This window comes from Mycolicibacterium moriokaense (assembly GCF_010726085.1).
GTDB lineage: Bacteria > Actinomycetota > Actinomycetes > Mycobacteriales > Mycobacteriaceae > Mycobacterium > Mycobacterium moriokaense.
Genome location: NZ_AP022560.1, coordinates 3598696 through 3620083, shown reverse-complemented (window position 1 = coordinate 3620083; position 21388 = coordinate 3598696). Strand labels below are relative to the sequence as shown.

The following is a 21388-nucleotide window of genomic DNA, read 5'->3' as shown; positions in this document are numbered from 1 at the left end:
CTAGCGGTTCGGCAGGTCGTCGAGGGCCTTCTGCAGCCGGCCGATCGACGACGTCACGCCGTACTGTTCGGCGAGCTTGACCACCTTGCGCGGATGCGCGGCGGCCAACGGTAGTTCGTCCGACGCCGTCGACCAGTCGATGTCGGCGTCGTCGGCGACCCGCACGACCGGTCCCGCCTTCTCGATGTAGTCGACGGCGCGCAGCAGTTTGGTCCGATACGCCTTGGACATCTTGGATTTCGGGTCGTGCGCCGCGGCGAGGACGTTCTCCAGCGAGCCGTGCTGTGCCAACAGCGTCGCCGCGGTCTTCTCGCCGACGCCAGGCACCCCGGGCAGCCCGTCGGAAGGATCCCCGCGCAGCAGCGCGAGCTCGGCGTAGGCCGGACCGGCGCGGTGGACCGGCACTCCGTAGGTCTCGGCCACCTCCTCCGGGCCCCACTTGGTGGCCTTCGCCAGGCCGCGGCCCAGGTAGAGCACCCGGACGGGTACCGGCTCGTGGCGCACCAGCTGCAACAGATCGCGGTCACCGCTGACCACGACCACGGGATCATGTGTCTCACGGGCTGCCAGCGTGCCGAGGATGTCGTCGGCCTCGCAGTGCGGTGCGCCCGCCGTCGCGATACCGAACGCGTCGAGGATCTCCATGATCATGTCGACCTGCGGCGTCAGGTCGTCCGGCACCTCTTCGACGTCGGGTTCGTCGGCCAGTTCTTCCTCGACACGGTGCGCCTTGTACGACGGGATCAGGTCCACGCGCCACTGCGGCCGCCAGTCGTCGTCGCGGCAGACCACGAGACGACCGGGGCGCTCGCGGGTGATGACGGTCGCGACGGCGTCGAGGAACCCGCGCACGGCGTTGACCGGCCGCCCGTCGGGCGCCGTGATCGACGACGGCACACCGAAGTACGAGCGGAACCACATGCTGGCGCCGTCGAGCAGTAACAGAGGAGCGGACACGGTTTCTGACAGTAGCGTGAGGTATGACCTTCGCCGTCGACCGAATCGACCATGTGGTCCTCAACTGCCGCGACGTGGAGCAGACCGTGGACTGGTACGTGCGGGTGCTCGGCATGCGGCGGGAGGTGTTCGGCGACGGCCGCATCGCGTTGGCGTTCGGCAACCAGAAGATCAACGCGCGGCCCAGTGGCGCACCGAACTGGCCGACCGGTGCCGTCGACACGCCCGGGTCGCTGGATCTGTGTTTCATCGCCGACGTCAGCGCCGAGGACGTCGGCGCGCACCTGCGGACCTGCGGTGTGCAGATCACCGATGGGCCGGTCGCCAAGATCGGTGCGCTGGGCCCGATGACGTCGCACTACTGCCGCGACCCCGACGGCAACCTGATCGAGGTCGCCAGCTATCTGCGCCCCGATTAGCCTGAACGCCATGACCTCCGGCCGATTCGACACCGACGTCTACGCACAACGCCTTCGCGCGGCCGCCGCCGCTGCGGCCGACGCCGGGTTGGCCGGCCTGGTCATCACGCCGGGCTACGACCTGCGATACCTGGTCGGCTCACGAGCCCAGACCTTTGAGCGGTTGACCGCGCTGGTGCTGCCCGTGTCCGGCCCGCCGACGGTCGTCATTCCGCGGCTGGAGCTGGCGTCGCTGAAAGAGTCGGCGGTGACGGAACTCGGCCTCGCGGTGCGGGATTGGGTCGACGGCGACGACCCGTACCGGCTGGTGGCCGACGCGCTCGGCGGTGCGCCGGTCGCGACGGCGGTCACCGACTCCATGCCCGCGCTGCACCTGCTGCCGCTGGCCGACGTGCTCGGCGTCGTGCCCGTGCTCGCGACCGACGTGCTTCGCAGGCTGCGAATGATCAAGGACGCCGCCGAAATCGACGCGCTGCGCAAGGCCGGCGCCGCGATCGACCGGGTGCACGCCCGCGTGCCTGAGTTTCTGGTGCCCGGCCGAACCGAGGCCGACGTCGCCGCCGACATCGCGAAAGCCATTGTTGCCGAGGGGCATTCGGAGGTGGCGTTCATCATCGTCGGGTCGGGTCCGCATGGCGCCGACCCGCACCATGAATGCTCCGACCGTGAACTGCGGGCCGGTGACATCGTTGTCGTCGACATCGGCGGGCCGTACGAACCCGGGTACAACTCCGACTCCACGCGCACGTACAGCATCGGGGAGCCCGACCCCGAGGTTGCGCGCCGCTACGCCGTGTTGCAGCGCGCCCAGAAGGCCGCTGTCGACGCGGTGCGGCCGGGCGTCACCGCCGAACAGGTCGACGCCGTCGCGCGTGACGTACTTGCCGCCGACGGGCTGGGCGAGGCGTTCGTGCACCGCACCGGACACGGCATCGGACTTTCGGTGCACGAGGAGCCCTACATCGTCGCGGGCAACGACCTGCCGCTCGAGGAGGGCATGGCGTTCTCCGTCGAACCCGGCATCTACTTCCCCGGCCAGTGGGGAGCCCGCATCGAGGACATCGTGATCGTCACCGCCGACGGCGCGCAGGCGGTCAACAACCGCCCGCACGAACTCGTGGTGGTGCCTGCGGGTCCGGCTGCGGCGGGTTAGACGGTCGGGCGGTCCAGCAGGTCCGAGGAGCCGAGCACCCGCTCGACGCGGACCTCGATCACGACGCGCTTCGGGTTGGGGCGCGGTGTCCGGTATCGCTGCGCGTAGCGCAGTTCGGCGTCGCGTACCGCGTCGGGGTCGCTGTTGATCTGCGCCTTGCCCTCCAGTGACAGCCACCGCGCGCCGTCGACCTGGCTCAGCACCGCGACGCCCTGATTCTCGGCGTTCAGCGCCTTCTGTGAGCCGCCCGACGTGATCACCCTGGCGATGTGTGTCTTGGGGTCGAAGGTGAACCCCACGGCCACCACGTGCGGCGAATTGTCCGACCGCAGCGTGGTCAACATGGCCAGGTGCCGTTCGGTGAGGAACGCGAGTGCGTCGTTGGTGAGTCGGGCAGTTGCCCGACGACTTGACTGGGCCATCAAGGCCCAACTTAGCGCAGGCGATAATCGCTCCCGTGAAGGACACGGAGCCCGCGGGCCGCGTCGTGGTGATCTTCGGTGGGCGCAGCGAGATCGGCATCGAGGTGGCGACGCGGCTGGCGCCCGGTGCGACCGTCGTGCTGGCGGCCCGCCGTGCCGATGACCTCGCCGAGGAGGTGTCCGCGGTGCGGGCCGCCGGGGCGAAGTCGGTCGCGGTGTGTGAGTTCGACGCCGATGCCCTCGACACGCATCAGGCGGTCGTCGACTCCATCGTGGCCGAGCAGGGGCCGATCGGCACCGCGGTGCTCGCGTTCGGGATTCTCGGCGACCAGGCCCGCGCCGAGAAGGACCCGGCGCACGCGGCGGCGATCCTGCACACCGACTTCGTCGCGCAGGCCAGCCTGCTGACGGTGCTGGCCACCACGATGCGCGCCGCCGGAGCGGGCCGGATCGTGGTGTTCTCGTCGGTCGCCGGTGTGCGGGTGCGGCGGGCCAACTATGTCTACGGTTCGGCGAAGGCGGGTCTTGACGGCTTCTGCTGCGGGCTGGCCGACGCACTGCACGGATCCGGGGTGCACCTACTTGTGGTGCGGCCGGGGTTCGTCATCGGGCGGATGACGGAGGGGATGACGCCCGCGCCGTTCTCCAGCACACCCGCGGCGGTCGCCGCGGCGACGGTGCGGACGCTGTCGCGGGGCGGCCGCACGGTGTGGGTGCCGTGGGTGCTGCGGCCGATGTTCGCGGGGATGCGGTTGCTGCCGCAGTTCGTGTGGCGCAGGATGCCACGATGATGAGCGCTTGCGCGAAGAACCGATGGTCATGATGAAGGGCGGACGGCCATGATCGTCGTCGTAGGGATCGGCGCCGATGGCATGTCCGGGCTCCCGCAGGCATCGCGTGCCGAATTAACCAGGGCCACAGTGATTTACGGATCACAGCGCCAACTGGATCTGCTCGACGACACCGTGACCGCTGCGCGGCGGGCATGGCCGACGCCGATGCTGCCCGCGCTCCGCACGATCCTTGACGGTGCCGACGGCGATGTGCACGTCGTGGCCAGCGGCGACCCGCTGTTGCACGGCGTCGGCAGCTCGCTGATCCGGCTTTACGGCGCCGAGCAGGTCGTCGTGCTGCCACACGTGTCGTCGGTGACGCTGGCCTGCTCGCGGGTCGGGTGGGCCGTGCAGGACACCGAGATCGTCAGCCTGGTGACGAGCGAACCGCACACCGCGGTGCGACGCGGCGGGCAGGCAGTCGTGCTGTCCAGGGATGCGACCACCCCCGCGGCGCTGGCGCGTGTGCTCACCGACACCGGTCGGGGCGACTCGGAGATCACGGTGCTCGAGCAGCTCGGCGGACCCGCGGAGCGGCGCCGCTCGGCGACCGCACGTGAATGGTCTGCGCGCCCACCCGGCGACGTCGACGATCTGAACGTGATCGCCGTGCGCTACCTGCCCGACGAGCGCCGCAACGCCGTGCTGCCCGACGACGCGTTCTCCCACGACGGCCAGATCACCAAACAGTCGATGCGCGCCGTCACGCTCGCCGCGCTTGCCCCGCGGCCGGGCGAACTGCTCTGGGACGTCGGGGCCGGATCCGGCAGCATCGCGATCGAATGGTGCCGCAGCGGACCCGGTTGCCGCGCCATCGCCTTCGAACGCGACGAGCGGCGGCGTAAGCGGATCGAAGATAACGCCACGAGGTTCGGCGTTCACGTCACCGTGACGTTCGATGCGCCGGACAGCTTCGAGTTCGAACCGCCGCCGCACGCCATCTTCGTCGGCGGCGGGCTCACTCAACCGGGATTGATGGAGGCCTGCTGGGAACGCCTGCCGACCGATGGTCGGCTGGTCGCCAACGCCGTAACTGCTGAATCGGAAGCCGCTCTGGCCCAATGGTATTCGCGGCTCGGCGGCGAGCTACAGCGATTTCAGCACTATCGCGGAGAACCGCTCGGCGGGTTCACCGGCTGGCGGCCCGCGATGCCGGTGACGCAGTGGTCGGTGACCAAGCGGTGACGGTCTATTTCATCGGTGCCGGTCCCGGGGCCGCCGATCTGATCACGGTGCGCGGTCAGCGACTGCTCGCACGGTGCCCGGTGTGCCTCTATGCGGGCTCGATCATGCCGAAGGACCTGCTGGCGGAATGCCCGCCCGACGCCCGCGTGGTCGATACCGGCCCACTGACGTTGGACGCGATCATCGCCGAGATCGCCGATGCGCACGCCGCTGGCCACGACGTCGCACGGCTGCACTCCGGGGACCCGTCGATTTACAGCGCAGTGGCCGAACAGTGCCGTCGCTTGGATGAGCTGGGCATCGACTATGAAATCGTGCCCGGTGTACCGGCTTTCGCGGCCGCCGCCGCGGTGCTGGGCCGCGAGCTCACCGTCCCCGGGGTGGCGCAGACCGTCACCCTGACTCGGGTGGCGACGCTGTCGACGGCGATGCCCCCGGGTGAGGATCTGCCGACGCTGTCGGCCTCGGGCGGCACTCTGGTCCTGCATCTCGCAGCCGCGCAGATCGACACGATCGTCCCGCAGCTGCTCGCGGGCGGCCGCGACTCCGAAACACCATGTGCGGTAGTCGCATTCGCGACGTGGCCGCAACAGCAGGTGCTGCGGTGCCGACTCGCCGACCTTGCCGAGCAGATGCACGCCGCCGACATCACCCGTACCGCGGTCATCTTCGTCGGCGATGTGCTTGTCGCCGAGGGGTTCAGCGACAGTTACCTCTACTCCACGCACCGGACCCGCGGGGATCGGCACTGATGCGAATCCTGCTGCTCGGCGGGACATCCGAGGCCCGCGCGCTGGCCGCGCAGCTGTACCCCGACGTCGAGGTGATCAGTTCGCTGGCGGGCAGGGTCCCCGATCCCGCGCTGCCGGTGGGTCAGGTGCGCATCGGTGGGTTCGGCGGCGCCGACGGGCTGCGGAACTGGTTGCGCGAAAACGGCGTCGACGCCGTCGTGGATGCCACCCACCCGTTCGCGGCGACGATGACCGCCACCGCCGCGACGGTGTGCCGCGAGCTGGGCGTCCCCCATCTCGTGCTGGTCCGGCCCGCATGGGCACCCGGCGACGCCATCGTAGTCGCCTCCGACACCGAGGCCGCGGAAACCGTTGCCGACAAGCGATTCTCACGGGTGTTCCTCACCACAGGCCGCTCGGGAACCGCGGCGTTCAAGGACGTCGACGCCTGGTTCCTGATCCGCGCGGTGACGCCGCCCGATCCGCAGGACCTTCCGCGGCACCACCACGTGCTGTTGTCGCGGGGGCCGTACGGCTACGACGGCGAACTCGCGCTGCTGCGCGAACATCGCATCGATGCGGTGGTGACCAAGAACAGCGGCGGCGCGATGACGCGGCCGAAGCTCGACGCCGCCGCGGCGCTCGGGGTTGCGGTGGTAATGGTCGACCGTCCGCCGCTGCCGTCGGGCGTACAGACCGTTGGCACGACCGACGAGGCGGTCGCGTGGGTCAGCGCTGTGAGTACTCGTTGATCAGGTCGAGGGTGTCCAATTCGCGGATCGCCCGGCAGCCGCGGCTGAGCATGACAAGCATCATCTCGTCGCCGCGTTCGGTCGTCGATGCGAATGCGGTGCCCAGCCCGACCAGCAGCGGAACCTGCACCGCGCCGAGACGGTAGTCGCGCCAGCAGGTCTCGGCGTCGTAGTCAGTGATTCCGTAGCCAAGCAGCGCCTGGTGATACACCTCGACGAGGTCGCGCTCGATGGCCGACCGCAGGCCGGGTTCGAGGCTGGTCGCGGTGAAGTAGGCGAGGTCGCGTCCGGGCAACCCGATGCCCACGGTCTGCCAGTCGACGATGGTGATGCGCGTGCGGTCCGGGTCGAACAGCATGTTGTCGAGGCGATAGTCGCCGTGCATCAGGGCGTACCGCTTCGGCTCGGCCCGCAGCCAGGGCGTCACCAAAGACATTGAGGCAACCAGGGTTTCCTGATCCTCGGTGCTAATGTGCGCACCAAGCCTGTCGACCACGATGTCCGCGGCCATCTTCGAGATGTCGCCCAAGCCTTTGGCGGCGTCGTCATCGCCGGGTTTCGGCATCACAATGGCGGCGAGATCCAGCCACTGGGGGTCACACCAACTGGGGCCGTGCAGCCCCGCGAGGGCCTCGACCGCCAGCCGGGCCTCCTGTTCGCTGCAGCCGGCGATCTGGTCGCCCTGCACCGCGGGTGCCATGTCACCGAGCAGCAGCACGACGTCGGCGCCGTCGTCGGAGATGTCGCTGTAGAAGCTGCGGGGGACCGGGATGCGCATCGCATGGGCGATGCGGGAGTAGAACTCGACCTCCGACCGGTAGCCCAGTGCGACGCGCTCGCGGACCGCGTTGTCCTGCGCGGACAACTTGATTGCGAACGACCCCGGCAGGTCCGGCCGAGGTGACGAATACGTCGCCGCCACCCGATACGTGGCGCCCGTCTGGCCGGTTCCGATCGCCGTGACGTCGACCGCGCCCACGTCCACATTGAGCACTGAACTCAACCAGGCCGGCGTTACATCTTCGGGTCCGCGTGGAATGGCCGCAGTCACAGTCACGCGGCGGACATTACCAATGCGCCCCAGATTCTCGAGACTGCGGGGAGATCGCGATTTTGCGTCGAATCGCGATCTCCCCGCACTTTCGACGCGTTGTCAGGTGGGGTAGCGGCGCGGCGTGAAGACGGTGTCGCCGGTCTCGCTCAGATACCACTGGGTCTGCGACGACCCGATGATCAGCAGCGTGCGCATGTCGACGTCGGCCTGGTCGAGGTCGGCCAGCCGCACCACCTTGACCACCTCAGCAGCACCCGACACGTCGCGGCCGATCACCACGGGAGTGCCGGGGTCGCGATGTTCGAGCAGCAGGTCGCGCATCGCCCCGACCTGCCAGGTGCGGCTCTTCGACGCCGGGTTGTAGATGGCCAGCACCAGGTCGGCGGTCGCCGCCGCGGTCAACCGCGTCGCGATCACCTCCCACGGCTTCAGCCGGTCGGACAGCGAGATGACGGCGTAGTCGTGGCCCAGCGGCGCACCCACCCGGCTGGCGACCGCCTGCGCGGCCGTCATCGCCGGAATCACCCGCACCCGGACGCCGGGCCACTGCTTGGCCTCCTCGAGCACCGCGGTGGCCATTGCGAAGACGCCCGGATCGCCGGAGGACACCACCGCCACGGCGCGGCCCTGTTCGGCCAGCGTGCACGCCAACCGGGCGCGGGCGGGCTCGTCGGTGTTGTCGCTGGGATGGCGCCGCTGCCCGTCGCGGCTTCCCACGCGGTCCAGATATGGGCCGTACCCGATGAGATCGGTGGCCGCCGCCAGCTCGCGGCGGCTCTGCGGCGTCATCCAGTCGTTGTCGCCGGGTCCTAGCCCGACCACGGCGACACTGCCGCTGGTCGACTCGGGCCGGGGCGTGCCCGGCAGCATCGCCAGCGAGAAGTACGGCACCGATGTCTCATCCACTTCACCGGCGCCCAGCACCCGCTGCGCCGGCGTGCTCGCACGCTCGACGTAGAACGCCTCATCCAGCCGACCACTCGCCGAAAGTGCCTCCCGCACCGCGGGATAGGAACGCCCGAGCTTGAGGACGACGGCGGCATCGGTGTCGCTCAGCCGACGTTTGAGCTCGCCCACGGGCAGGGTGCCGGGCAGGATCGTCAGCACCTCGTCGCCCTGGACCAGGGGAGTGCCCGTCGCGGCGGATGCGGCGCTCACCGACGTCACACCGGGCACGATCACCGCGTCGAAGCGCTCCGTGAGCCGGGTGTGCATGTGCATGTAGGAGCTGTAGAACAGCGGATCGCCCTCCGCCAGAAGGGCGACGTCGCGGCCGGCCTCGAGATGCGCGGCGATCCGCTCGGCCGATTCGCGGTAGAAGTCCTCCATCGCGCCGGCGTAGCCACCGGGATGGTCGGTGGTCTCGGTGGTCACCGGATAGACCAGATGCTCCTCGATCTGGCCCTCACGCAGATACGGCTCGGCGATACCGCGCGCGATGCTCTTACCGTGGCGGGCGCTGTGGTACGCCACCACGTCGGCCGCACCGATGACCCGCGCCGCCTTGACGGTCACCAACTCCGGGTCGCCGGGCCCAAGGCCGACACCCCACAGCGTTCCTCGCTTCGTCGTCATTCGCGTTCGCTGGCAATCGAATTCACGGCGGCCGCCGCCATCGCGCTACCGCCGCGGCGGCCCGTCACCACCAGATAGGACATGCCGCGGGGCCGCTCGATCAGCTCCTGCTTGGACTGCGCCGAGCCGACGAACCCGACCGGTCCACCCAGCACCGCCGCCGGCGTGGGCGCACCCTCGTCGACGAGCTCGAGGAGGCGGAACAACGCGGTCGGCGCGTTGCCGATGGCCAGCACCGCGCCGCCGAGCCGGTCAGCCCACAGCTCCACACCCGCCGCCGAACGCGTGGTGCCGAGCCGCTCGGCCAGGGCGGGTGCCCGGTCGTCCGCGACGAGCGAGACCACCTCGTTGGCCGCGGGCAGCCGGGACTTCGTGATGCCGGCCGCCACCATCGACGAGTCACACAGCACCGGCGCGCCTGCGACCATCGCGGCGTGGGTCTTGGCGACGACATCGTCGCTGTGGGCGACGTGGTCAGCGACGTCGACCTGTCCGCAGGTGTGGATCAGCCGCACCACGACGCGCGCGACATCCTCGGGAAACCGCGTCAGGTCCGCTTCGGCGCGGATCGTCGCGAACGACTGCCGATATATCTCTGCGGCGTCGCGGATGTAGTCGAGCACTCGCTCACCCTACGGGTGGCTGTCACGCAGCCGGTATCCGTCTCCCGTCGCGACCAGCACGGCACCCGTCGCGGGACTGCCGCATGCGCGGTCGCAGCCGACGAAGTGGCGATGACCTGCGGCGGGCTCATCGATCGCGGCCGCGGCGTCGGACCGCACGTCGGCGGCGGAGTGCTCACACCCGGGGCTTCCGGTGCACGCGCTGACGGCCAGCCAGGGCGAGTTCTCGTCGAACACCAGGCCCATGGGCGCCAGCACCCGCAGCGCGACGTCGGCGACCTCCTCGGTGAGGTCGAACACGAGCAGCGAGCGCCACGGCGTGATGACCATCGGCGCGTTGATCGCCGCGAGGTACTCGGCGACACGGGCGTTGAGCACGCCCAGCGGCACCGCCGCGCCGAGCGCGATACGGCCGTCGTTCTGCTCGATCCATCCGATTGGGCCCCGGGTGACCGGCTCCCACGTCGCACCGGGCCCCGCCGTCACCGCGAGACCGGCCAGAAGCTGATCTGGGCTGTCGAGTTCGCTGACCCGCCAACATGTTCCGCGAGTCTCGACGAACCGGCCCGCCACGGTCAGCAAGGCAGGCACCGCGTCCGGCAGAGGGAGCCGCACGCCGGTGTCGCGGCCGGCGAGCAGAAGGGCCGCCACATCGTCGACGACCTGGATACCGGCATCGGCCGCCAACCCGGTGATGTCGCCCCGTCCGTCGTCGATGCCGAACAGGAACCGTCCGGGAAGCCCGGCCAGCGCGGGCTGCGCCTGAATCGCCCGATCCAGTTCCGTCACCAGGCCGCGGATGTCGGCTTCTGAACCGACGCGACCCGACAACGGCGAGGCCACGATATTGCGCACCCGCTCATGCGTCTCCGACGGCAACAGGCCAGAGGATGCCAATGCCTCAGCGACGGCGTCGGTGTCTGCCACCGCGCGGATCTGGATGTTCCCGCGCGAGGTCAGTTCCATCGCGGGCGACGCCCACCGTGTCGCTGTCAGTGCCAGGGTTTCGAGCTGCGGCGCGGTGATCATCCCACCCGGCAGCCGCACCCGGGCGAGCGGCCCGTCGGCGGCCGGATGCACCTGCAGCGCACCCGGGCACGCGTCCTGATCGCGGGTCCTGGCCACCTGTTCACGGTACGCCGGAGTTGCTGGGGCGGGTATGCATGGCACACGTATCGGCGCACTCCTGCACACACGCGTGACCAGCGTAGATCACGACGGTTAACCAGGAACTGAGGTAGTCGCCTACGCATGTGTGATCGCGTCGGTGCTCGTAATTTTCCTCGTGAAGGGGCCCGAGTCGACGGGCACACACGGTGGGAGAGAACCATGACCGAGCTGATGACCGTCCACCCGACCACCTCGACGGCCGCCGATCCGGTGACCGCGCCCGGTGGTACGACGCTGATCACCGAGCAGGAGGTGCTGTTCGGCACTGCGGCCGCGTTGGCCAAACCGACCGGCCGGACCAACCGCTTCAGCGTCATCGCCAAAGCGCTGTTCACCGCAGCCAGGCCCCGTTACCGGGCGAAGCGATACGTCTACCTCGAAGACGCGCTGATGTCGCGCGAGATGTCTCGGCTGTAGCTCAGCCGGCCAGCCGCACCGGGCTGACCACCTCCGAATACGCCGACGCATCACCCACGATCGCGCGACTGCGCCGACCGTGGATGTCGACCGGGATATCGCCGGCCAGCGTGACCCGGTTGAGTCGCCGGTACTGGTCGTCGTAGTCGGAGACGGCGTAGTGCTGGGTGGCCCGGTTGTCCCAGATCGCGAGGTCACCGAGCTCCCAGTTCCAGCGGATCGTGTTCTCCAGCTTGGTGATCCGGTGCTGGAACAGGTTGAACAACGTCGCGGACTCGGACGTGCTCAAACCGACGAAGTGCTTGACGAACTGGCCGAGCAGCAGCACGCGCTTACCGGTCTCCGGATGCACCCGCACCACGGGATGCTCCGTCTCGTAGTACTCGGACTCGAACTCTTCGCGATACTCGCGCTCCGTTTCGGCGAGCTCATCCGGCCGCCGGTCGACATCGGACGCGTAGTCATAGACGTTGGTGTGCACCGCCCACAGACTGTCGGCGAGGACGCGAAGCGGTTCCGGCAGCAGCTCGTACGCGGTCTCCGTATTCGCCCACGTGGTGGTGCCGCCGTATTCCGGCAGCGAAATCGCACGCAGCAGTGACGCTTTCGGAATCCGGTCGACGAAGGTGACGTCGGTGTGCCAGGCGTCGGCCTTGTTGTATCGCGAGTCGATGGGTAACAGCTTCGCGCCACGGGAGGTCACCGTGGGGTGCGCGCCGGTCGGCGTGCCCAGCTTGGTCGCGAATGCGAGATGACCGTCGTCATCGAGGCCGTGCTGGCCACGGAAGAAGATCACCTTGTGTTCAAGCAGCGCCTCGTTGATCTGTGCGACGCTCACCGGGTCGATATCGGCGCTGAGATCGATACCGTCGATGCGCGCGCCGATATTCGCGCCCAGCTTCACAATCCGCAGCCCTGAACCCACCGGGCTACCTCCCATCTGAATAACGAACCGGGGATACGGTGGTCGTTCGGCGGCGTACGAACAAGTCTTTTCCTCACCCCGAATCGAAACCCCGAATCGAAACCCCGAATCGAAACCCCAAATCGAAACCCCAAATCGAATGGATGCTCCGTTTGGCTGCGCTCGAGGACGGGTAATGACCCGCCGTGAGGGCACTGTGGGAGTACATCGCTGCCCACCATTCGCAGTTGCTGTTCGACTCCTATCAGCACGTCAGCGCGGTGGTGCAGAGCGTGCTGATCGCCACGCTGATCGGCGTCGCGATCGGCGTATTGACCTACCGCAACCCGCTGGCCGCCAACCTCGCGACTGCGACGTCCAGCGTCATCCTCACCGTGCCTGCCTTCGCCCTGCTGGGTCTGCTCATCCCGGTATTTGGCCTTGGCGTGGTGCCCAGCGTCGCGGCGCTGGTGCTCTATTCGCTGCTGCCCATCATCCGCAACACGATCGTGGGGCTGAACGCCGTCGATCCGGCATTGACCGACGCCGCACGGGGTCTCGGCATGGGCAGGCTTTCCACGTTGGGCCGCGTCGAGTTGCGGCTGGTGTGGCCGTCGATCCTGTCGGCGATGCGGGTCAGCACCCAGATGTCGATGGGTGTCCTCGCCATCGCCGCGTACGTCAAAGGCCCCGGCCTTGGCAACCTCATCTTCGCGGGCCTCGCCAGAGTCGGCAGCCCGACCGCCATCCCGATGGCACTCACCGGAACCCTGCTCATCGTCATCCTGGCGCTGCTGCTCGACGCGATCCTGGTGCTCATCGGGCGATTGACCACATCGAAAGGCATTCGGTGACAACACAATCCCAGCCGGTCTCGAGCGGGGCCCGCATCGTCTTGGACCATGTCTCGAAGGTCTATCCGGGTGCCAGGCAACCCGCCGTCGACGACATATCGCTGGACATCCCCGCTGGCGAAATCGTGGTGTTCGTCGGGCCGTCGGGCTGCGGCAAGACGACGATGATGCGGATGATCAACCGGCTGAGCGAGCCGACGTCGGGACGCATCCTCATCGACGACAAGGATGCGTTGTCGATCAAGCCGACCGAGCTGAGGCGTTCTATCGGCTACGCGATCCAGCAGGCGGGGCTGTTCCCGCACATGACAATTCGCCAGAACGTCGGGCTGGTTCCCGGACTGCTGCGCTGGAACCGCAAGCGGATCGACGACCGCGTGGACGAACTACTCGATCTGGTCGGGCTCGAGCCCAGCCAGTACGCGGGCCGGTATCCGCGCCAGCTGTCCGGTGGTCAGCAGCAGCGGGTCGGCGTCGCGCGGGCACTGGCCGCGGATCCACCGGTGCTGTTGATGGACGAGCCGTTCGGCGCAGTGGATCCGATCACCAGGAGCACGCTGCAGGACGAGCTGCTCGGCCTACAATCCGAACTGCGCAAGACGATCGTGTTCGTCACCCACGATTTCGGCGAGGCCGTCAAACTCGGCGACCGGATCGCGGTGCTGGGCCAGCAGAGCAAGGTGCTCCAATACGACACCCCGCAGGCGATCCTGGCCAGCCCGGCCGACGACACCGTCGCCGGGTTCGTCGGGTCGGGAGCATCACTGCGCCAACTCAGCCTGGTGCGGGTCAAGGATGTCGAAGTGCAGGCGCATCCCGCTGTGCATCGCGGCGATTCGGTCGAGGATGCGCGAAACATATTGGCCGACAGCAAGTTCGACTGGGTGGTCGTGCTCGACGATCGAGACCGGCCGGTCAACTGGGTGCGCGCACGCAATCTCCGGCACGCCAACACGCTCGCCGAGGCTTACGAACCGCTCGACGTGGTCAGCACCCAGTCGACGCTCGAGGACGCACTCGAGGCGATCCTCGCAGCACAGCACGCCTCTGCCGTCGTCATCGGGCCCGGCAGCAGGTACGTCGGCGTCGTGACACTGGACACGCTCATCGACACCATCACCCGGTTGCGGGACGAAGCCAAATCGAACGGGAACGGGTCGTGACCACGACAGTCGACAGCACCGCCCCGAAGACGACCCCCGCGGAACGTCTTCGGCTGTTGATCGAGCCTGCGCTGGTCCTCGTCGTCGGCGCCGCGGTCATCTTCTGGGCGTTCGACCGCGATCTCACGGCGACGCAGCAGGAGAACATCAACGTCGGCAACGTCGCGGCGTTGATCTGGCAGCACCTGCTGATCACCTTCGCCGTCACCGCGATCGTCGTTGCTGTCGGCGTCCCGCTCGGGGTGCTGGTGACACGGCCGGGGGCAAAGGCGTTGCGGCCGTTGTTCATCGGGATCGCCAACATCGGTCAGGCGGCGCCTGCGATCGGTCTGCTGGTCCTGCTATTTCTGTGGACGGCGAAGACGGGGTTCTGGATCGGCGTACTGCCGATCGCCCTCTATTCCCTGTTGCCCGTGCTCGCCAGTACGATCCTCGGCCTCGACCAGGTGGACCGATCGCTGATGGATGCCGGCCGCGGTCAAGGTATGTCGCGCAGCAGTCTGTTACTCAGAGTCGAACTGCCACTGGCGATTCCGTACATACTCGGCGGCCTGCGCACATCGCTGGTGATCGCTGTCGGGACGGCCACCTTGTCGTTCCTCGTCAACGCAGGAGGCCTCGGTATCCTCATCGACACCGGCTACAAGCTGCAGGACAACGTCACGCTGATTCTGGGCAGTGTCCTCGCGGTGTGCCTGGCATTGCTGGTCGACTGGTTCGGCGGGTTGGCCGAGTTCTTCCTCAATCCCAGGGGGCTGCGCTGATGCGGGCCGCGCTGGCAGCGGTCGTCGCCGCGATATGTGCACTGACGGTGTCGGCCTGCGGGCTGGGCTCCGGCGGCACGGTGCCCCTCATGGTGGCGCCCGGCTCCATCAAGCCCGACGCCGCGCTCGAGGGCGTGAAGATCACGGTGGGCTCCAAGGAGTACACCGAGCAGGTCATCATGGGCTACATCCTGGAATACACCCTGGCCGCAGCCGGTGCCGACGTCCGTGACCTGACCGGCATCGTCGGCTCCCGCAGCACCAGGGAGGCGCAGCTGCGGGGCCAGGTCGACGTGGCATACGAGTTCACCGGCAACGCGTGGATCAACTATCTCGGACACGAGAAGCCGATACCGGACAGCCGCGAACAGTACGAGGCGGTGCGCGACGAGGACCTCGAGCGCAACGAGATGGTGTGGTTGCCGCCGGGACCCATGGACGACACGTACGCGCTGGCGGCCAGCAAGAGGGTGGTCGAACGCACCGGTGTCCGGACGCTGTCGCAGTACGCCGACCTCGTCAAGACGAACCCGGCGGCGGCGAAAACCTGTGTGGACACCGAGTTCCGCGCGCGCCAGGACGGTTACCCCGGCATGGCCGCGGCTTACGGATTCGATCCGGCGCGGGCGCAGGCACCGGTCCTGCAGGTGGGCATCATCTATCAGGCGACGGCCGACGGCGATCAGTGCGACTTCGGCGAGGTGTTCACCACCGACGGACGCATCGCGGCGCTCGATCTCGTGGTGCTCACCGATGACAAGCAGTTCTTCGCCCACTACAACCCGTCGGTGACCATGAAGCGCGACTTCTTCGACGCGCATCCGGAGATCGCCGAGGTGACGGCTCCGGTGACCGCCGCGCTGACCAACGAGGCGATCATCGAGATGAACAAACAGGTCGACGTCGAGGGCCGCGACCCCGCCGTCGTCGCGCGCGACTGGATGGTGGCCGAGGGCTTCATCACCGCAGACGTGACCGCCGATTAACCCCCCGAATTCGTCAACATCTGCGCTTGCCCGGCGTACCGTCCCGAGCATCGGGAGGCGCGAAACCATGTCGACACAACGAACCGTGCGGGTCGCGATCATCGGTGCGGGCATGTCCGGCATCTGTATGGCGATCAAGCTGCAGGACGCAGGCATTGACGATTTCGTCGTCTACGAGGCCGCCGACGACGTCGGAGGGACCTGGCGCGACAACACCTATCCGGGGCTGAGTTGCGACGTTCCCTCGCGCTTCTACTCGTACTCATTCCGACCGAACCCCACCTGGTCGCGATTCATGGCGCCTGGTCCGGAGATCCATCGGTACTTCCGGCAAGTCGCCAACGAACGCGGCCTCACCCCGCACATCAGGTTCGGCACCGAAGTCACCTCGGCGCGATTCCAGGACGGCCGATGGTGGCTCACCACCGCAGACGGCGAGGAAGCCTTCGATGTGCTGGTCACCGCGACCGGGGTGCTGCGCGTACCTCGCTATCCGGACATCGAGGGGCTCGACACATTCGCGGGGCCGATGTTCCACTCAGCGCGCTGGGATCATTCGGTCTCGTTGCACGACAAGCGGATCGGATTGATCGGCACGGGTTCCAGCGGTGTGCAGATCACCGCTGAACTCGGCGGCAAGGTCCGGGGGCTGACGATCTTCCAGCGCACTGCGCAGTGGGTGTACCCGTCGCCCAACATCCGGTACAAGCGGATCACCAGGGCGGCGCTCGAGCGGTGGCCCGCCCTCAACACGCTGGCATACCGCTTCTGGCAGGCCTATATCGAGAACACCCTGGGCCGTGCGGCAGTCGAGCCGGGCTTGAACCGGTCGGTGATGGCGCTGGCGTGTCGGCTCAACCTGCGGTTGGGGGTGCACGACAAAGAGCTGCGCCGCAAACTCACCCCCAACTATCACGCGATGTGCAAACGGATCATCCTGGCCGGCCACTACTACCGATCGATCCAGCAACCAGGCGTACACCTCGTCACCGAGCCGATCGACCACGTTGAACCCCGCGGCGTCGTGACCGCCGACGGCGTGCTCCACGAACTCGATCTACTCGTGTTGGCGACGGGCTTCGACGCACGCGCGTACGTGCGCCCGATGGCGATCCTCAACGAGGACGGCGTCACTCTCGACGAAGTCTGGGAGGACGGCCCGCACGCCTACCGCTCGATCGCGGTGCCGGGCTTCCCGAACCTGTTCATGATGATGGGACCGCACTCGCCGATCGGCAATCAGTCGCTGGTCCTCATCGCCGAGAACCAGGCCGATTACGCGCTGTGGTGGATCAACAGGATGCGCAACGGCGAGATCCTTGCGGCCGCCCCCACCGAGGTGGCGACCAAGGAATACAACGAGCAGATGAGATCCGCGATGCCGCAGACGATTTGGGTCAGTGGATGCAAGAGCTGGTATCTGGGGAAGGACGGCCTGCCGGAGCTCTTCCCGTGGCGGCCGATCCGTCACCGCGAGCTGCTGGCCGCTCCGGACGTCTCGCATTTCGACGTGCGCACCGCCTGACTGTGACGCCGGGCACACTAGAGGTTCTAGTGATCCGTGCCACACAGAACATCCACTTTTGGCGGCTTGAACAGTACGTTCCTGATACTGCACGCGTGTGTAGTAAGCCTTGTCAGGAAGGACGAACGACGATGTTCGAACTCATCGTTTTCGGCGCTCTGCTGGTCGTACTCATCGGCCTCCTCGGCCTGCCGTACCCGCAGAGCACCTACAGCCGCTGGAACCGCCACTAGGCCCGAACTGCCCGACACCCTCGCAAAGGCGTGGGGTAGTAATGGTGGGTGTCCCAGCCGACCCACGCGCCGACGGTCTTGTTGTTGTCGACGTCCGACACCGACCTGATCACTGCCCGCGCCAGCGGCGCAAACTATCGGTGGGCCAATCCCGCTCGGCTGGTTGACGGCGAGCTCGACGAACTCGTCGGTGCCGCCGACATCGCCATTGCTCGAATCCTCGGCGGTTACCGCGCCTGGCAGGACGGTATCGACTCGCTGGAGGCAAGTGACGTACCGACCGTGGTGGTCAGCGGCGAACAGGCCCCCGATGCCGAGCTGATGGGCCACTCGACGACGCCCGCCGGTGTCGCACTGCAGTCCCACGTCTATCTGGCCCAGGGCGGGGTCGAGAACCTGCGCCAGCTGCACGCGTTCCTTTCCGACACGCTGCTGATGACCGGATTCGGCTTCGCGCCGCCGGCCACCACCCCGAACTGGGGAGTCCTCGAACGCCCCTTGATCGACAACGGGGGACCGACCATCGCGGTGCTCTACTACCGCGCGCAGCACCTGGCGGGCAACACCGCCTACGTCGAGGCGTTGTGCCAAGCGATCGAGGAAGCCGGCGGCAAACCGTTGCCAGTGTTCTGCGCGTCGCTGCGCACCGCCGACCCCGGACTGCTGCAGTTGCTCGGCACGGCCGACGCGCTGGTGACCACCGTGCTTGCCGCGGGCGGATCCACCCCGGCCACCGTCTCGGCGGGCGGCAGCGACGACAGCTGGAATGTGGCGCATCTCGCCGCCCTCGACGTCCCGATCCTGCAGGGTCTATGTCTGACCAGTTCGCGGTCGCAGTGGTGCGACAACGACGACGGGCTCTCGCCGCTGGACGTCGCAACCCAGGTCGCCGTTCCCGAGTTCGACGGACGCATCATCACAGTCCCGTTCTCGTTCAAGGAGATTGACGACGAGGGGCTGATCTCCTACGTCGCCGACCGCGAGCGCTGCGCACGTGTCGCAGGCCTCGCGGTGCGGTATGCGCGGTTGCGGGCGATCGCTCCGCCGGAGAAGCGGGTGGCGCTGGTGTTCTCCGCGTATCCCACCAAGCACGCCCGCATCGGCAACGCCGTCGGCCTCGACACGCCCGCCAGTGCGGTCGCGTTGCTGCGCGCGATGCGCGAACACGGTTACCGCATCGACGACGTGCCCGGGCTCGATGCGGGCGACGGTGACGCGTTGATCCACGCGCTGATCGAACGCGGCGGCCAGGACGCCGATTGGCTGACCGACGGTCAGCTCGCGGGCAATCCGATCCGGGTGTCCGCCAAGGAGTATCGCGACTGGTTCGCCACGCTGCCCGCAGAGCTGCGGGACGCGATGGTCGAGCACTGGGGCCCGCCGCCCGGCGACTTGTTCGTCGACCGCAGCCGCGACCCCGACGGCGAGATCGTCATCGCCGCGATGCAGGCGGGCAACGTCGTTTTGATGGTTCAGCCGCCGCGCGGATTCGGGGAGAACCCGGTCGCGATCTACCACGACCCCGATCTGCCGCCCAGCCATCACTATCTGGCCGCCTATCGATGGATCGACACCGTCTTCGGCGCGGACGCCGTCGTGCACCTCGGCAAGCACGGCAACCTGGAGTGGCTGCCGGGCAAGACCCTCGGCATGTCGGCGGCCTGCGGCACCGACGCCGCGCTGGGTGATCTGCCGCTGATCTACCCGTTCCTGGTCAACGATCCGGGGGAGGGCACCCAGGCCAAGCGCCGGGCCCACGCCACCCTCGTCGACCATCTCATCCCGCCGATGGCGCGGGCCGAAACCTACGGTGACATCGCGCGTCTGGAGCAGCTGCTCGACGAGCACGCCAACATCGCCGCGCTCGACCCGGGCAAGTTGCCCGCGATCCGTCAGCAGATCTGGACGCTGATGCGGGCGGCGAAGATGGACCACGACCTCGGGCTCGAGGATCGGCCCGACGAGGACTCGTTCGACGACATGCTGCTGCATGTCGACGGGTGGCTGTGCGAGATCAAGGATGTCCAGATCCGCGACGGTCTGCACGTCCTGGGCGAAAAGCCCATGGGGGAAGCGGAAATCGATCTGGTGCTGGCAATCCTGCGCGCCCGGCAGCTGTTCGGCGGCGACCAGAGCGTTCCCGGCCTCCGCCAGGCGCTCGGGCTCGCGGAGGACGGCCACGACGAGCGTGCCGCGGTGGACACCGCGGAGGCGCAGGCCCGTGAACTCGTTGTCGCGCTTGCGGACTCCGGATGGCATCCCGACGCCGTCGACACCATCACCGACAACCCCGACGTGGCCGCGATTCTGCGGTTCGCGGCCACCGAGGTGGTGCCACGCCTGGCGGGCACCACGGACGAGATACCCCAGATCCTGCGGGCGCTCAACGGCGGCTTCATCGCGGCGGGCCCGTCGGGTTCACCGCTGCGCGGCCTTGTCAACGTGCTGCCCACCGGACGCAACTTCTACTCCGTGGACCCGAAGGCGGTCCCGTCGCGGCTCGCGTGGGAAACCGGTGTCGCGATGGCGGATTCGCTGCTGGCGCGCTACCGCGAGGATTACGGCGAATGGCCGAGGTCGGTCGGTCTGTCCGTGTGGGGTACGTCGGCCATGCGCACCGCGGGTGACGACATCGCCGAAGTGCTTGCGCTGCTCGGCGTCCGACCGGTGTGGGACGACGCGTCGCGGCGGGTGGTGGATCTGGAACCCATCCCGCTCGCCGAACTGGGCCGCCCGCGTATCGACGTCACCGTGCGCATCTCGGGCTTCTTCCGCGACGCGTTCCCGCATGTGGTGACGATGCTCGACGACGCGGTGCAACTGGTCGCCGGCCTCGACGAGCCGGCCGAGGACAACTTCGTCCGCGCGCACGCCCAGGCCGACCTGGCCGACCACGGTGATCAAAGACGCGCCACGACAAGGATATTCGGCTCCAAACCTGGAACGTACGGCGCGGGCCTGCTGCAACTGATCGACAGCCGCAACTGGCGCGACGACGCCGACCTCGCCGAGGTGTACACCGCATGGGGCGGTTTCGCTTACGGCCGCGGACTCGACGGCCGCCCCGCGGCCGACGACATGAACCAGAACTACCGGCGCATCGCCGTCGCGGCCAAGAACACCGATACCCGCGAACATGACATCGCCGACTCCGATGACTATTTCCAGTACCACGGCGGCATGATCGCGACCGTGCGGGCGTTGACCGGCAAGGCGCCGGCCGCCTACATCGGCGACAACACCAGGCCCGACGCCGTGCGCACCCGCACACTCTCGGAGGAGACCGCCCGGGTGTTCCGCGCCAGGGTGGTCAACCCGCGCTGGATCAACGCGATGCGCCGCCACGGCTACAAGGGCGCCTTCGAGATGGCCGCGACCGTCGACTACCTGTTCGGGTACGACGCCACGGCAGGCGTCATGGCCGACTGGATGTACGAGCGGCTGTCCGCCGAATACGTCCTCGACGACGAGAACCGCAAGTTCATGGCCGAGTCGAACCCGTGGGCCCTGCACGGCATGTCCGAACGCCTGTTGGAGGCCGCGGGCCGCGGTATGTGGGCAAAACCCGAACAGGCCACCCTCGACGGTCTGCGCCAGGTGCTGCTGGAGACCGAAGGCCAGCTGGAGGGCTGAGCCGTCTGGCATCTCAGCCAGCGTTGACTCTGCGA

At 68.0% G+C, this 21388-nt stretch carries 20 protein-coding genes; 13 read left to right on the top strand and 7 right to left on the bottom strand.

Annotated features, from left to right (window positions below; genetic code table 11):
* Nucleotides 1-957, bottom strand: a complete 957-nt coding sequence (locus G6N43_RS17690) for a 5'-3' exonuclease (RefSeq protein WP_083151229.1) — start codon at nt 955-957, stop codon at nt 1-3.
* A gap of 23 nt (nt 958-980) precedes the next feature.
* Here G6N43_RS17690 and G6N43_RS17685 point away from each other — a divergent pair, with 23 nt between their 5' ends.
* On the top strand, nt 981-1376 hold the full coding sequence (locus G6N43_RS17685; protein WP_083151232.1) for a VOC family protein: 396 nt from the start codon (nt 981-983) through the stop codon (nt 1374-1376).
* Nucleotides 1377-1386: 10 nt separating this feature from the next.
* Nucleotides 1387-2529, top strand: coding sequence for a M24 family metallopeptidase (locus tag G6N43_RS17680; RefSeq protein WP_083151235.1), 1143 nt, complete (start codon nt 1387-1389; stop codon nt 2527-2529).
* Here G6N43_RS17680 and G6N43_RS17675 read toward each other — a convergent pair.
* Entirely contained in the window at nt 2526-2951 is a 426-nt protein-coding gene (locus G6N43_RS17675; RefSeq protein ID WP_083151238.1) for a F420-dependent biliverdin reductase, read from the bottom strand. The genes G6N43_RS17680 and G6N43_RS17675 overlap by 4 nt on opposite strands.
* A gap of 35 nt (nt 2952-2986) precedes the next feature.
* On the opposite strand from G6N43_RS17675, the gene G6N43_RS17670 reads away from it, so the two are divergent.
* The 4 genes from G6N43_RS17670 to G6N43_RS17655 are packed head-to-tail and all read left to right on the top strand — an operon-like array spanning nt 2987 to nt 6452.
* Nucleotides 2987-3742 (top strand): decaprenylphospho-beta-D-erythro-pentofuranosid-2-ulose 2-reductase, encoded by a 756-nt coding sequence (locus G6N43_RS17670; protein WP_083151241.1) that lies wholly within the window; start codon nt 2987-2989, stop codon nt 3740-3742.
* A gap of 48 nt (nt 3743-3790) precedes the next feature.
* Nucleotides 3791-4969: a precorrin-6y C5,15-methyltransferase (decarboxylating) subunit CbiE gene (cbiE, locus tag G6N43_RS17665; protein ID WP_083151244.1), complete on the top strand. Its 1179-nt coding sequence runs from the start codon at nt 3791-3793 to the stop codon at nt 4967-4969.
* The gene (gene cobM, locus G6N43_RS17660) at nt 4966-5721 is read left to right on the top strand and encodes a precorrin-4 C(11)-methyltransferase (protein WP_083151520.1); all 756 of its coding nucleotides are present in this window, start codon (nt 4966-4968) and stop codon (nt 5719-5721) included. Before cbiE ends, cobM begins: the two co-directional genes overlap by 4 nt.
* Complete coding sequence (locus G6N43_RS17655; RefSeq protein ID WP_083151247.1) at nt 5721-6452, top strand: cobalt-precorrin-6A reductase; 732 nt, start codon at nt 5721-5723, stop codon at nt 6450-6452. Before cobM ends, G6N43_RS17655 begins: the two co-directional genes overlap by 1 nt.
* On the opposite strand, the gene G6N43_RS17650 is transcribed toward G6N43_RS17655, so the two are convergent.
* The 4 genes from G6N43_RS17650 to cobG form a co-directional block, all read right to left on the bottom strand.
* Nucleotides 6430-7503, bottom strand: coding sequence for a phosphotransferase family protein (locus G6N43_RS17650; RefSeq protein ID WP_083151250.1), 1074 nt, complete (start codon nt 7501-7503; stop codon nt 6430-6432). The genes G6N43_RS17655 and G6N43_RS17650 overlap by 23 nt on opposite strands.
* A gap of 102 nt (nt 7504-7605) precedes the next feature.
* Nucleotides 7606-9081, bottom strand: coding sequence for a precorrin-2 C(20)-methyltransferase (locus G6N43_RS17645; RefSeq protein ID WP_083151253.1), 1476 nt, complete (start codon nt 9079-9081; stop codon nt 7606-7608).
* Complete coding sequence (locus G6N43_RS17640; protein WP_083151256.1) at nt 9078-9704, bottom strand: precorrin-8X methylmutase; 627 nt, start codon at nt 9702-9704, stop codon at nt 9078-9080. The genes G6N43_RS17645 and G6N43_RS17640 overlap by 4 nt, the downstream gene beginning before the upstream one ends.
* 9 nt (nt 9705-9713) lie before the next feature.
* The gene (gene cobG / locus G6N43_RS17635; RefSeq protein WP_083151259.1) at nt 9714-10829 is read right to left on the bottom strand and encodes a precorrin-3B synthase; all 1116 of its coding nucleotides are present in this window, start codon (nt 10827-10829) and stop codon (nt 9714-9716) included.
* A 204-nt stretch (nt 10830-11033) separates the two neighbouring features.
* Here cobG and G6N43_RS17630 point away from each other — a divergent pair, with 204 nt between their 5' ends.
* Nucleotides 11034-11291: a hypothetical protein gene (locus G6N43_RS17630; protein ID WP_083151262.1), complete on the top strand. Its 258-nt coding sequence runs from the start codon at nt 11034-11036 to the stop codon at nt 11289-11291.
* A 1-nt stretch (nt 11292) separates the two neighbouring features.
* On the opposite strand, the gene G6N43_RS17625 is transcribed toward G6N43_RS17630, so the two are convergent.
* Nucleotides 11293-12216 carry a TauD/TfdA dioxygenase family protein gene (locus G6N43_RS17625; RefSeq protein WP_179967882.1) on the bottom strand — a complete coding sequence of 308 codons (924 nt, stop codon included), beginning with the start codon at nt 12214-12216 and terminating at the stop codon, nt 11293-11295.
* Nucleotides 12217-12401: 185 nt separating this feature from the next.
* On the opposite strand from G6N43_RS17625, the gene G6N43_RS17620 reads away from it, so the two are divergent.
* From G6N43_RS17620 to cobN, 6 genes are all read left to right on the top strand, one after another.
* On the top strand, nt 12402-13049 hold the full coding sequence (locus tag G6N43_RS17620) for an ABC transporter permease (RefSeq protein WP_083151268.1): 648 nt from the start codon (nt 12402-12404) through the stop codon (nt 13047-13049).
* Nucleotides 13046-14212 carry an ABC transporter ATP-binding protein gene (locus G6N43_RS17615; protein ID WP_083151271.1) on the top strand — a complete coding sequence of 389 codons (1167 nt, stop codon included), beginning with the start codon at nt 13046-13048 and terminating at the stop codon, nt 14210-14212. Before G6N43_RS17620 ends, G6N43_RS17615 begins: the two co-directional genes overlap by 4 nt.
* The gene (locus tag G6N43_RS17610) at nt 14209-14976 is read left to right on the top strand and encodes an ABC transporter permease (protein ID WP_083151274.1); all 768 of its coding nucleotides are present in this window, start codon (nt 14209-14211) and stop codon (nt 14974-14976) included. The genes G6N43_RS17615 and G6N43_RS17610 overlap by 4 nt, the downstream gene beginning before the upstream one ends.
* Nucleotides 14976-15962, top strand: coding sequence for a glycine betaine ABC transporter substrate-binding protein (locus tag G6N43_RS17605; protein ID WP_083151277.1), 987 nt, complete (start codon nt 14976-14978; stop codon nt 15960-15962). The genes G6N43_RS17610 and G6N43_RS17605 overlap by 1 nt, the downstream gene beginning before the upstream one ends.
* Before the next feature lie 67 nt (nt 15963-16029).
* A complete protein-coding gene (locus G6N43_RS17600) occupies nt 16030-17487 on the top strand; it encodes a flavin-containing monooxygenase (RefSeq protein WP_083151280.1) in 1458 nt (485 codons plus the stop codon).
* Between the two features lie 281 nt (nt 17488-17768).
* On the top strand, nt 17769-21353 hold the full coding sequence (cobN, locus tag G6N43_RS17595) for a cobaltochelatase subunit CobN (RefSeq protein WP_083151283.1): 3585 nt from the start codon (nt 17769-17771) through the stop codon (nt 21351-21353).
* Nucleotides 21354-21388: the final 35 nt, after the last annotated feature.

What these genes read in the sequence shown, in the direction of transcription:
- G6N43_RS17675 (WP_083151238.1), bottom strand. Translation starts at nt 2,951, where the DNA reads ATGGCCCAGTCAAGTCGTCGGGCAACTGCCCGACTCACCAACGACGCA.
- G6N43_RS17605 (WP_083151277.1), top strand. Translation starts at nt 14,976, where the DNA reads ATGCGGGCCGCGCTGGCAGCGGTCGTCGCCGCGATATGTGCACTGACG.
- cbiE (WP_083151244.1), top strand. Translation starts at nt 3,791, where the DNA reads ATGATCGTCGTCGTAGGGATCGGCGCCGATGGCATGTCCGGGCTCCCG.
- G6N43_RS17630 (WP_083151262.1), top strand. Translation starts at nt 11,034, where the DNA reads ATGACCGAGCTGATGACCGTCCACCCGACCACCTCGACGGCCGCCGAT.
- G6N43_RS17645 (WP_083151253.1), bottom strand. Translation starts at nt 9,081, where the DNA reads ATGACGACGAAGCGAGGAACGCTGTGGGGTGTCGGCCTTGGGCCCGGC.
- G6N43_RS17600 (WP_083151280.1), top strand. Translation starts at nt 16,030, where the DNA reads ATGTCGACACAACGAACCGTGCGGGTCGCGATCATCGGTGCGGGCATG.
- G6N43_RS17685 (WP_083151232.1), top strand. Translation starts at nt 981, where the DNA reads ATGACCTTCGCCGTCGACCGAATCGACCATGTGGTCCTCAACTGCCGC.
- G6N43_RS17680 (WP_083151235.1), top strand. Translation starts at nt 1,387, where the DNA reads ATGACCTCCGGCCGATTCGACACCGACGTCTACGCACAACGCCTTCGC.
- G6N43_RS17655 (WP_083151247.1), top strand. Translation starts at nt 5,721, where the DNA reads ATGCGAATCCTGCTGCTCGGCGGGACATCCGAGGCCCGCGCGCTGGCC.